General features: G+C 73.2%; 10 protein-coding genes. 2 read left to right on the top strand and 8 right to left on the bottom strand.

Going from position 1 to position 10,922, the window contains the following annotated elements; all coding sequences use genetic code 11:
- Positions 1 to 29 precede the first annotated feature (29 nt).
- From ruvX to ACFU6K_RS17620, 4 genes are read right to left on the bottom strand one after another with little or no spacing between them, the layout of a single operon-like run.
- Entirely contained in the window at positions 30 to 509 is a 480-nt protein-coding gene (gene ruvX / locus ACFU6K_RS17635) for a Holliday junction resolvase RuvX (RefSeq protein ID WP_380663963.1), read from the bottom strand.
- Positions 509 to 3,178 carry an alanine--tRNA ligase gene (alaS, locus tag ACFU6K_RS17630; protein ID WP_380663962.1) on the bottom strand — a complete coding sequence of 890 codons (2,670 nt, stop codon included), beginning with the start codon at positions 3,176 to 3,178 and terminating at the stop codon, positions 509 to 511. The genes ruvX and alaS overlap by 1 nt, the downstream gene beginning before the upstream one ends.
- Positions 3,178 to 3,603: a DUF6167 family protein gene (locus ACFU6K_RS17625; RefSeq protein WP_380663960.1), complete on the bottom strand. Its 426-nt coding sequence runs from the start codon at positions 3,601 to 3,603 to the stop codon at positions 3,178 to 3,180. Before ACFU6K_RS17625 ends, alaS begins: the two co-directional genes overlap by 1 nt.
- Before the next feature lie 4 nt (positions 3,604 to 3,607).
- Entirely contained in the window at positions 3,608 to 4,087 is a 480-nt protein-coding gene (locus tag ACFU6K_RS17620) for a DUF948 domain-containing protein (RefSeq protein ID WP_380663958.1), read from the bottom strand.
- A gap of 220 nt (positions 4,088 to 4,307) precedes the next feature.
- Here ACFU6K_RS17620 and ACFU6K_RS17615 point away from each other — a divergent pair, with 220 nt between their 5' ends.
- Together ACFU6K_RS17615 and ACFU6K_RS17610 are read left to right on the top strand one after the other, a co-directional pair.
- Positions 4,308 to 6,521 carry an ATP-binding protein gene (locus tag ACFU6K_RS17615; protein ID WP_380663957.1) on the top strand — a complete coding sequence of 738 codons (2,214 nt, stop codon included), beginning with the start codon at positions 4,308 to 4,310 and terminating at the stop codon, positions 6,519 to 6,521.
- Positions 6,522 to 6,569: 48 nt separating this feature from the next.
- Positions 6,570 to 6,896, top strand: a complete 327-nt coding sequence (locus ACFU6K_RS17610) for a tetratricopeptide repeat protein (protein WP_380663955.1) — start codon at positions 6,570 to 6,572, stop codon at positions 6,894 to 6,896.
- Between the two features lie 95 nt (positions 6,897 to 6,991).
- Here the strand turns inward: ACFU6K_RS17610 and rpsD are convergent, their stop codons facing one another.
- The 4 genes from rpsD to ACFU6K_RS17590 form a co-directional block, all read right to left on the bottom strand.
- Positions 6,992 to 7,606, bottom strand: coding sequence for a 30S ribosomal protein S4 (gene rpsD, locus ACFU6K_RS17605; RefSeq protein WP_030056230.1), 615 nt, complete (start codon positions 7,604 to 7,606; stop codon positions 6,992 to 6,994).
- 308 nt (positions 7,607 to 7,914) lie between these two features.
- On the bottom strand, positions 7,915 to 9,381 hold the full coding sequence (locus tag ACFU6K_RS17600) for a replication-associated recombination protein A (protein ID WP_380663954.1): 1,467 nt from the start codon (positions 9,379 to 9,381) through the stop codon (positions 7,915 to 7,917).
- 56 nt (positions 9,382 to 9,437) lie between these two features.
- Positions 9,438 to 10,256: a polyphosphate kinase 2 gene (ppk2, locus tag ACFU6K_RS17595; protein ID WP_380663952.1), complete on the bottom strand. Its 819-nt coding sequence runs from the start codon at positions 10,254 to 10,256 to the stop codon at positions 9,438 to 9,440.
- A gap of 122 nt (positions 10,257 to 10,378) precedes the next feature.
- Complete coding sequence (locus tag ACFU6K_RS17590) at positions 10,379 to 10,879, bottom strand: GNAT family N-acetyltransferase (protein WP_259316510.1); 501 nt, start codon at positions 10,877 to 10,879, stop codon at positions 10,379 to 10,381.
- Positions 10,880 to 10,922 lie beyond the last annotated feature (43 nt).

The following is a 10,922-nucleotide window of genomic DNA, read 5'->3' as shown; positions in this document are numbered from 1 at the left end:
CCCCTCAACGGGACGTTAGATCAGACCGGTCAGCCGACCGCCTCGACGCTCTCACCGGGCGGGCGTCCGCTCACCCGTTCGGACTCAAGCGCGGTCTGCAGGATCACCACCGCGGCGGCCTGGTCGACCACCGAGCGGCCCTTCTTCGCCTTGACCCCCGAGGCGCGCAGCCCGTGGGTCGCGGTGACGGTCGACATCCGCTCGTCCACCAGCCGCACCGGCACCGGGTAGAGCCGGTTCGCCAGCCGGGTCGCGTACGCCCGGACCTTCTCCGCCGCCGGGCCCTCCTTGCCGCTGAGCGAACGCGGCAGCCCGACGATCACCTCCATCGCGTCGTACTCCTCGACGATGGCGGCGATCCTGGCCTGCGACTTCACCCCGGCCGGGACGGTCTCCACGGGCGTGGCGAGCACCCCGTCGGGGTCGCAGGACGCGACCCCGATCCGGGCGTCCCCGACGTCGACGGCGATCCGCCGCCCCCGCCGGAAGGGCCTCTCCTCGAACTCCATCAGCTGGCGCGCTCCGCGACCAGGCCGCGCACGGCGGCGATGGCCTCGCCGACCGCGGCCGGGTTGGAGCCGCCGCCCTGGGCGACGTCGTCCTTGCCGCCACCGCCGCCGCCGAGGGTCTTGGCGGCGGTCCGGACCAGCTCGCCGGCCTTGATGCCGCGGCCGCGGGCGTCCTCGTTGGTGGCGATCACGGTCAGCGGGCGGTCGTTCGCCACGGTGAAGGCGGCGACCACGGCCGGGCGCGAGCCGAGGCGGCCGCGCACGTCCAGGACCAGCTTGCGCAGCTCGTCCGCGCCCACGCCGTCGGCGACCTGGGCGGCGACCACGGCGATGCCGTGCACGTCCTCGGCCGAGTCGGCCAGGCCCGCCGCGGCGGCCAGCACCTTCTCGGCGCGGAAGCGCTCGATCTCCTTCTCGGCGTCCTTGAGCTTGGCGAGCATGCCCGAGATCTTCTCCGGCAGCTCCTCCGGGCGGCCCTTGACCAGCTCGGTGAGCTGGGCGACCACGGTGTGCTCACGGGCCAGGAACCGGTACGCGTCGGTGCCGACCAGCGCCTCGACGCGGCGCACGCCGGAGCCGATCGAGGACTCGCCGAGCAGCTTCACCAGGCCCAGCTGGGCGGTGTTGCCGACGTGGGTGCCACCGCACAGCTCCTTGGAGAAGTCGCCGATGGTGACGACCCGGACCTCGTCGCCGTACTTCTCGCCGAACATCGCGATGGCGCCGGCCTTGCGGGCCTGGTCCATCGTCATGACCTCGGCGGTGACCTCCAGCTCGCGGGTCAGCACGTCGTTGATCTTCTGCTCGACGTCGACCAGCACGCTGCCGGGAACGGCGGCGGGCGAGCCGAAGTCGAAGCGGAAGCGGCCGGGGGCGTTCTCGGAGCCGGCCTGGGCGGCCGTCGGGCCGAGCGCGTCGCGCAGCGCCTGGTGGGTCAGGTGGGTGGCCGAGTGGGCGCGGGCGATCGCCCGGCGGCGCTCGGTGTCGATCGTGGCGTACGCCGAGGCGCCCAGCACGACCTCGCCGAACAGCACCCCGCCGGAGTGCACGATGACGCCCGGGACGGGCTGCTGCACGTCGCGGATCTCCACCACCGCGCCGGACTCCAGCCGGATCCGGCCCTGGTCGGCGAGCTGGCCGCCGCCCTCGGCGTAGAACGGGGTGCGGTCGAGGATGATCTCGACCTCGTCGCCCTCGGAGGCGGCCGGCGCCGGGACGCCGTCCACCAGCAGGCCGACCACGGTGGCCTCGCCCTCGGTGAGGGAGTAGCCGGTGAAGACGCTGGCGCCGGACGTGTCGGCGACCTCGCGGTACGCGGCGACGTCGGCGTGGCCCATCTTCTTGGCCTTGGCGTCGGCCTTGGCGCGGTCCCGCTGCTCCTGCATCAGGCGGCGGAAGCCGGCCTCGTCCACCTGGAGGCCCTGCTCCTCGGCCATCTCCAGGGTGAGGTCGATCGGGAAGCCGTAGGTGTCGTGCAGCTTGAACGCCTGGTCGCCGGAGAGCACCGCGCCACCGGACTGCTTGGTCTCGGTGACCGCGGCGTCCAGCAGGTTGGTGCCGGCCTTCAGGGTCTGGAGGAAGGCCGCCTCCTCGCCGACGACGACCGTCTCGATGCGCTTGCGGTCGCTCTCCAGCTCCGGGTACTGCGGGGCCATCGCCTTGATGGCGATGTCGGTGAGGTCCTTGGCCACCACGCCGGTGGCGCCCAGCAGGCGCATGTTGCGGATGGCGCGGCGCAGGATGCGGCGCAGCACGTAGCCGCGGCCCTCGTTGCCGGGGGTGACGCCGTCGCCGATCAGCATCAGCGCGGTGCGGATGTGGTCGGTGACCACGCGCAGCGAGACGTCCGCCTTGTGGTCGGCGCCGTAGGTGTGGCCGGTGAGCTCGGCGGCGCGGTCGAGGATCATCCGGCTGGTGTCGATCTCGAAGAGGTTGTCGACGCCCTGCAGGATGGCGGCGAGGCGCTCCAGGCCGAGGCCGGTGTCGATGTTCCGGCTCGGCAGGTCGCCGAGGATCTCGAAACCGTCCTTGCCGTCGCCGTGGCCGCGCTCGTACTGCATGAAGACCAGGTTCCAGATCTCCAGGTAGCGCTCGCCGTTGACGGCCGGGCCGCCCTCCTCGCCGTACGCGGGGCCGCGGTCGTAGTTGATCTCCGAGCACGGGCCGCACGGGCCGGGGACGCCCATCGACCAGAAGTTGTCCTTCATGCCCAGGCGCTGGATGCGCTCCGAGGGCACGCCGATGACGTCACGCCAGATCTGCTCGGCCTCGTCGTCGTCCTTGTAGACGGTGATCCAGAGCTTCTCCTTCTCCAGGCCGTAGCCACCGTCCGCGACGGGAGTGGTGAGCAGCTCCCAGGCGAACTTGATGGCTCCTTCCTTGAAGTAGTCGCCGAAGGAGAAGTTGCCGCACATCTGGAAGAAGGAGCCGTGCCGGGTGGTCTTCCCGACCTCCTCGATGTCCAGGGTGCGCACGCACTTCTGGACGCTGGTGGCGCGCGAGAACTGCGGCTTGACCTCGCCCAGGAAGTAGGGCTTGAACGGCACCATGCCGGCGTTGACGAGCAGCAGGGTGGGGTCGTCGGCGACCAGGGACGCCGACGGAACGACGGTGTGGCCGCGCTCCTCGAAGAAGCGCAGCCAGCGGCGGCGGATCTCAGCCGACTCCATTAGTGGTCCTTCCGGTTCGGGGTGCCGCCCCGCGGCGGCAGGGCGCGGCGGGGCGTTTCTTCAGTGGTCTGGGGGGTGGTACGGGCGCTGCGGGACGGAGGCAGGGCGGCGGCCGGGCTACCGGGCACCGCCGAGATAGCTCGGTACTGCGGCTCGCCGCGCAGGACGCGGCGGTCGCCGCGGGGCTCCACCACGGCGGTGCCGTGCAGCCCGAGGTCGTCCTTCAGCTGCTCCTCGCGCTCGACCATGCCGGCCCTCACGTCCTGGGCGAACTGCTTGGCCAGGTCGCCCAGGTGCAGCGCCCCGCGGGCGGCGGTGCCGGAGAGGCTGTCCGGGGTCAGCCGGTGCACGGCCTCGTTGGCCTTGTTCATGGCCCAGACGGTGGCGCCGGCGCCGACCGCCATCCAGAAGATGCGTCGCACCATGCCGTCAGCCCCTCACCGCGCGCCGGACCCGGGAGAACAGGCCGTTCCTGGGCGCCGTCGCGGCGCGGACCTCGGCCCGGATCAGCCGGGCCAGCTCCTCGCGCTCGCCGGCCTGCGAGGGCACCGGCGGCACGCCGCCCTGCTGGCGGGCGACGGCCTTGCGCACGCCGTAGCTGAACGCCGCGACCTTCACCAGCGGTCCGCCCAGGGTGGCGGCCACGGTGGAGGAGAGCGCGTTGGCGTTGGCGGCGGCGTCCTGCACGTTGGCGGTGATCTCGTCCACCCGCTCCAGCTGCTCGTTGGCGCTGCGCACCGCGGCGCCCGCGTCGGTCAGCAGCGGGACGGCCTGCTCGGTGACGGCGGAGACCAGGACGGCGGCCTCCTTGAGGACCCGGGAGAGGCGGACCAGCACCACGGCGAGCAGGGTGACCAGGACCGCCCAGAACACGGCGACGAGCAATCCGGCCAGCTCTCCCACGGACACCTTTGCGCGCTCCCTCGCCTTGCAGCTCTTCAGAGGGAACCCTATCGCGCCCACGCCCGGTTTCCGGACCGGGTTCTTTCCCCGGCGATCCGGTCGGGTGTGCGATCCGCGCGCGTAACCTACCGGCCGGTCACCTCGTTCTGCCTGGCAGGCCGTCGCCCGTACGGCCCGACGCGCGTCCGGACCGCGACGGTCCGGCCTGGAGCACGGGGAGCAGCCCTTGGCCGGGGACTGGAGAGCGGAGCCCGGGGGGCCAGAGGCGGGGCCGCCCGAGCCGGAGCCCGGCCGGCTGCCGGCCGAGCTGACCGGCTTCGTCGGGCGGCGGGGCGAGCTGGCCGAGCTGGCCGGCCTGCTGGCCGCGGCCCGGCTGGTGACCGTCACCGGGCCGGGCGGCGTGGGCAAGAGCCGGCTGGCCCTGCGCGCGGCGGCCCGGGCGGCCGACGCGTTCCCGGACGGCACCTGGCTGGTGGACGTGGCCCCCGTGCAGGACCGGCTGCTGCTCGGCCACGCCGTCCTGGAGGCGCTGCGGCTCACCGACGGCGGCGCCCGTCCGCCGCTGGACGTGCTGACCGACCGGCTGGACGGCCGGCGCCTGCTGCTGGTGCTGGACGGCTGCGAGCACCTGGTGGAGGCCTGCGCCGAGCTGGCCGACGCGCTGCTGCGGGCGCTGCCCGAGCTGCGGCTGCTGACCACCAGCCGCACCGCGCTGCGGGCCTCGGGCGAGCACCTGCTGACCCTCGCGCCGCTGCCGGTCGGCCCGGTGCGGTCGGGTGCGCTGCCGGACGCGGTACGGCTGTTCGCCGACCGGGCCCGGGCGGTGCTGCCGTCCTTCGAGGTGACGGAGGCCAACGCGGAGGCGGTCGCGCTGCTCTGCCGCCGGCTGGACGGCATCCCGCTGGCCGTGGAGCTGGCCGCCGGCCGGCTGCGCGCGCTGTCGGTGGAGCAGGTCGCCGCCCGGCTGGACGACCGCTTCCGACTGCTCGTCGGCGGCTCCCGGACGGCCCTGCCCCGGCATCGGGCGCTGCGCACGACGATCGGCTGGAGCCATGAGCTCTGCACCGTGCAGGAACGTTTACTCTGGGCCCGCCTGTCGGTCTTCGCCGGCGGTTTCGACCTGGAGGCCGCCGAGTACGTCTGCGCCGGCGAGGGCATCGAGGCCGAAGAGGTGCTCGACCTGCTCGACGAGCTGGTCGCCGAGTCCGTGGTGCTGCGCGAGGACAGCGCCTTCGGCGTGCGCTTCCGGCTGCTGGACACCCTGCGCGAGTACGGCGGCCAGTGGCTGCGGGCCGCCGGCGAGGAGCCGCGGCTGCTGCGCCGCCACCGGGACTGGTACCTGGGCGTCGCCACCTGGGGCGAGGTCGAGTGGTTCGGCCCCCGGCAGGCGGAGACCGCCGAGCGCACCCAGCTGGCCCACGGCAACCTCCGCGCGGCGCTGGAGTTCTGCCTCGCCGAGCCGGGCGAGGAGCAGATCGCCCTGCTGCTGGCCGGCACCCTCTGGTTCTACTGGATCGGCTGCGGCCACCTCGGCGAGGGCCGGCACTGGCTGGACCGCGCGCTCGCCCTGGACCGCGAGCCCACCGAGGCCCGGGCCAAGGCGCTCTGGGTGACCGGCTACACGGCCACCCTCCAGGGCGACCTCGGCTTCGCCCGCCCGGCGCTGGAGGAGTGCCGCCGCCAGGCCCTGAACACCGGCGACGACCGGGCGCTGGCCCACGCCGTCCACCGCCAGGGCTGCGTCGCCCTGGTCGGCGACGACCCCGACCGGGCCGCCGAGCTGTTCGAGGAGGCGCTCTGGCACTACCGGACCATCGGCGAGCTCAACAGCAACGTGGTGATGGCCATGCTGGAGCTGGGCCTGGCCTACCTGTTCCAGGGCGACCTGGACAGCGGCGAGCTCTGGTTCGGCCAGGCCCGCGAGCTGTGCGAGGAGCACGGCGAGCAGTGGGCCTACGGGTACGTGCTCTACGCGATGGCGTACTCGCACTGGCTGGACGGCGCCGTCCAGCCCGCCCGGATGCTGGCCCGGGAGTCCGTGCGGCTGAACCACCTCTTCCGCGACCTGCTCGGCATCGTGCTGGGCATCGACCTGCTGGCGCTGCTGGAGACCGAGCCGAGCCGCCCCGGCGAGCCGGGCGACCTGCGCGAGGCCCGGGTGCTGCAGGGGGCCGCGCACCGGATCTGGCGCGCGGTCGGCAACCCCTTCCTGGGCTCGCGGAACTTCTTCGGCCCGCACCAGGAGTGCGCGGAGCGGGCCCTGGCCGGGCTGAGCGCCCAGGAGTACGAGGAGTGCTACGAGGCCGGCACCCTGCTGGACCTGGACGCGGCGGTCGCCCGGGCGCTCGGCGGCGGGGGCGCGGCGGAGGGCGCGGAGCCGGTGCCGGGCCCCCGCGCGGTGCCGCCCGCGCCGGCGCCCTCGGCGGTGCGGAATAGTTGAAACTTGCCGATTGCTTGAGGAGGCAAGGAACCACCCGGGAGGAGCACCATGGCCGTCCACAACGCCGCCGACGAGTACCGCATGGCGAAGTTCTACTTCGATTCCAAGGCGTACACCGACGCGGCCCGCATGCTCGAAGGCGTCCTGGCCGAGGAGCCGACCAACCTCTCGGTCCGGATGCTGCTGGCCCGCAGCTACTTCCACTCGGCCCAGCTCGGCCGCGCCGAGGCCGAGCTGCTGCGGATCCTGGAGGCCGACCCGGCCGAGGACTACGCCCGGCTGATGCTCGGCCGCACCCTGGAGCGCCAGGGCCGCGCCGAGGAGGCCCGCCCGCACCTGCGGCTGGCCGCCGCGATGGCCGGCGAGAGCATCTGACGGCAGCGGGAGGAACGGCGGGAAAAGGGGCGAGCCCCCGTCGCCTCGAAAGGCGGCGGGGGCTCGCTCGTGGTGTCGCGAAGAGCGGAACCGGGTCAGCGCGAGTAGTACTCGACGACCAGCTGCTCGTCACAGATCACCGGGACCTCCTTGCGCTGCGGCGCACGGTCCAGGCGGAAGGCCAGGGCCTTCAGGTTGACCTCGAGGTACTTCGGGGTCTGGCCCTCACCCGCGTAGCCACCCTCACGGGCGACCTGGAAGGGGACCTTCTCCTTGGAGCGCTCGCGGACGGTGACCACGTAGCCCGGCTTCATCTGGAACGACGGCTTGTTGACCTTGCCGCCGTTGACCTCGATGTGGCCGTGGACGACCATCTGGCGGGCCTGGTAGATGGTGCGGGCGATGCCCGAACGCAGGACCAGGGAGTCCAGACGGGTCTCCAGGTCGGCGACGAGCGCCTCACCGGTCTTGCCCTCGGCCTTCTTCGCGCGGTCGAACGCGCGCGCCATCTGCTTCTCGCTCAGGTCGTACTGGGCGCGCAGACGCTGCTTCTCGAGCAGACGGACCTTGTAGTCCGAGTTCTGCTTGCGGCCACGGCCGTGCTGGCCGGGCGGGTACGGGCGGGCCTCGAAGTACTTGACGGACTTCGGGGTCAGCGGCACGCCGAGCGCACGCGCGATCTTGACCTTGGGACGCTTCTGGTTCGCCATGAACCAAACCTTCCTTGCTTACGAATACGGCTTCACCAGGTGTTGACGGAGGTCGCATCTCGCGACCCGGAGACAACCCATCGCCGAGGCGATGCGGTCAGCCGCTCTCCGGAGCCGGGCACGGAAGTGCTGGTCACACGGACCGGCCCAGAATCTGGGCCGCCCGCGACACCGAAACGGTGCGCGACGCTCCTGGTGCGGGCCCCTCGAAGGGGCCTACGGCCGGTGTCCCGCTGGTGCGGCCGGTCGGTGGGGTCTCCCCCGCCGCCGTCCCGGGACATGGCACTCCGACCGAGTATACCGGTGGATCACTCGCCCTTTTCCCCGGGCTGCTCCTCGGCCCCCGCGGCGGCCTTCCGCGGCTTCTGCCCGGCCTTCCGCTCCGCCGCCTGTTCGGCCTTCTGTTCGGCCTTCTTCTCCACCCGGCGCTCCCCGCGCAGCCGCCCGCGCGTCCACTCCACGACGTCCGCGTACCGGGCCTCGCCGCCGCGCCTGGTCGGCTGGTAGTACTCCCGGCCGTGCACCGCGTCCGGCGCGTACTGCTGGGCGGCGATGCCCTCCGGCAGGTCGTGCGGGTAGCGGTAGCCCTTGCCGTGGCCGAGCTTGCCCGCCCCGCCGTAGTGCGCGTCCCGCAGGTGCGACGGGACGGCGCCCGCCAGGCCCTGCCGGACGTCCGCCAGCGCCGCGTCGATCGCCAGGTAGGCGGCGTTGGACTTGGGCGCCAGGGCGAGCGCGATGGCCGCCTGGGAGAGGATGATCCGGGCCTCCGGGAAGCCGATCAGGGCCACCGCCTGGGCCGCCGCCACCGCCGTCTGCAGGGCCGTCGGGTCGGCCAGGCCGACGTCCTCGCTGGCCGAGATCATCAGCCGGCGGGCGATGAACCGCGGGTCCTCCCCCGCCTCGATCATCCGGGCCAGGTAGTGCAGGGTGGCGTCCACGTCGCTGCCGCGGATCGACTTGATCAGCGCGCTCGCCACGTCGTAGTGCTGGTCGCCGTCCTTGTCGTAGCGCACCGCCGCCTGGTTGACCGCCGTCTCGGTGGTGGCCAGCGTGATGCTCGGCTCGCCCTTCTCCAGCGCCGCCCCGGCCGCCGCCTCCAGCGTGGTGAGCGCCCGCCGGGCGTCCCCGCCGGCCAGGCGGACCAGGTGGTCCTCGGCCTCCGCGGTCAGCTCCAGCGCGCCCTCCAGCCCGCGCTCGTCGGCCACCGCGCGGCGCAGCAGCGCCCGGATGTCCTCGTCGGTCAGCGACTCCAGGGTGAGCAGCAGCGAGCGGGACAGCAGCGGGGAGATCACCGAGAAGTACGGGTTCTCGGTCGTCGCCGCGATCAGGGTGACCCAGCGGTTCTCCACGGCGGGCAGCAGCGAGTCCTGCTGGGCCTTGGAGAAGCGGTGGATCTCGTCCAGGAAGAGCACCGTCTCCCGGCCCGACATCCCGACCGCCCGCCGGGCGCCGTCGATCACCGCCCGGACCTCCTTGACCCCGGCGGTGATCGCGGACAGCTCCACGAAGCGGCCCTCGACCGCCTGGCTGATCACGTGCGCCAGGGTGGTCTTGCCGGTGCCGGGAGGGCCCCAGAGGATCACCGAGCTGGTCGCCGCCGGGCCGCGCGAACTCCCGACCAGGCGGCGCAGCGGCGAGCCGGGCTTCAGCAGCTGCCGCTGCCCGGCCACCTCGTCCAGGGTGCGCGGACGCATCCGTACGGCCAGGGGCGCCCGGCCGGGCTCCCTGGTCTGGCGTTCCTCGGCGGCGGCGGTGAAGAGGTCCGGTTCGTCCACACCGGAAGCCTATGCGAGGCCTCGGACAGCCCGCCAAGAGCTGCGCGGGGCGCGGCCTACTCCAGCCCGGCGGCGTGGTCCGGGACGTACTTCTGGAGGTCCCGCGGGGGCCGCTCGTAGCCGCGCGGGGCAGGACGGGGCGGCAGCTGCACCCGCGGCTCCCTGATCTCGCGGTACGGCACGGTGGACAGCAGATGGGCGATCATGTTGATCCGGGCCCGGCGCTTGTCGTCGCTCTCCACCACGTGCCAGGGCGAGTCCGGGGTGTCGGTGTGGATGAACATCTCGTCCTTGGCCCGCGAGTAGTCCTCCCAGCGGGTGATCGACTCGACGTCCATCGGGGAGAGCTTCCAGCGCTTCATCGGGTCCTCCAGCCGGTCCCGGAAGCGCCGCTGCTGCTCGGTGTCGCTCACCGAGAACCAGTACTTGCGCAGCAGGACGCCCGACTCGGTGAGCATCCGCTCGAAGGTCGGGCACTGGTGCAGGAACTGCCAGTACTCCTCGTCGGTGCAGAAGCCCATCACCCGCTCGACGCCCGCGCGGTTGTACCAGCTGCGGTCGAACAGGACGATCTCCCCGGCGGCCGGCAGGTGTTCGACGTACCGCTGGAAGTACCACTGGGTCTTCTGCCGCTCGGTCGGCGTGGGCAGCGCCGCGACCCGGGCGATGCGGGGGTTGAGGTACTCCGTCACCCGCTTGATCGCCCCGCCCTTGCCCGCGGCGTCGCGTCCCTCGAAGACCACCACCAGCCGGGCGCCCTCGACCCGCACCCACTCCTGGAGCTTCACCAGCTCCTCCTGGAGGCGCAGCAGTTCCCGCTCGTACGGCTTCCTGGCCAGTCGCGCCGGCTTCCCGGTCCGCTGCTGCTCGGCCACCCTCGGTTCCTCCGTCCGGCTGAATGCTGATCAGCACTCACCGTAGGCGCCGACGGCCGGTTCCGCAGGTCGGCGGGGGCCGTGGCGACCGGGGCCGGTCTCGTGGACCGGCCCGGGAGAGGCTAGACGGCGACGAAGGGCTCGGGGTAGCGGCAGAGCCCGCGCGGGGTGCCGTCGTACGACGGCAGCGGCAGCACCTGGAAGTACGCCTCCGGCACCTCGAACGGGCCGGTGACCTCGTGCCGCCCGGCCGGCGCGAAGCCGAACCGCGCGTAGTACTCCGGGTCGCCGAGGACGACCACGAGCTTCTCGCCCGCGTCCTCGGCCGCCGCCAGCGCGGCCCGGACGACCAGCTCGCCGACGCCCCGGCGCTGCCACTCGGGCGCCACCGCGACCGGCCCGAGCGCCAGCGCCTTGCCGTCGCCGACGAGCAGCCGGGTCAGCAGCGCGTGCCCGATCACCAGCCCGGCTCCGTCGACCGCCACCACGGACAGCCCGGGCAGCCAGGCGGGATCGCGGCGCAGCGCGTCCACCAGGTCCGCCTCGTCCGGGCCGGGGAACGCGGCCATGTGGACGCGTCTGGTCGCCGGCGCGTCCTCCGGACATTCGATTCTTGTGGTCACCTGCAAGAGTCAACCCTCCCTGTGTCACACACCGTTGTGGACC

This window comes from Kitasatospora sp. NPDC057512 (genome assembly GCF_042802135.1).
In the GTDB taxonomy this organism is placed as follows: Bacteria; Actinomycetota; Actinomycetes; order Streptomycetales; family Streptomycetaceae; genus Kitasatospora.
Note: the sequence above shows the minus strand (reverse complement) of the source record. Positions and strands in the feature narration are given on the sequence as shown.

What these genes read in the sequence shown, in the direction of transcription:
- ruvX (WP_380663963.1), bottom strand. Translation starts at nt 509, where the DNA reads ATGGAGTTCGAGGAGAGGCCCTTCCGGCGGGGGCGGCGGATCGCCGTC.
- ACFU6K_RS17610 (WP_380663955.1), top strand. Translation starts at nt 6,570, where the DNA reads ATGGCCGTCCACAACGCCGCCGACGAGTACCGCATGGCGAAGTTCTAC.
- rpsD (WP_030056230.1), bottom strand. Translation starts at nt 7,606, where the DNA reads ATGGCGAACCAGAAGCGTCCCAAGGTCAAGATCGCGCGTGCGCTCGGC.
- alaS (WP_380663962.1), bottom strand. Translation starts at nt 3,178, where the DNA reads ATGGAGTCGGCTGAGATCCGCCGCCGCTGGCTGCGCTTCTTCGAGGAG.
- ACFU6K_RS17625 (WP_380663960.1), bottom strand. Translation starts at nt 3,603, where the DNA reads ATGGTGCGACGCATCTTCTGGATGGCGGTCGGCGCCGGCGCCACCGTC.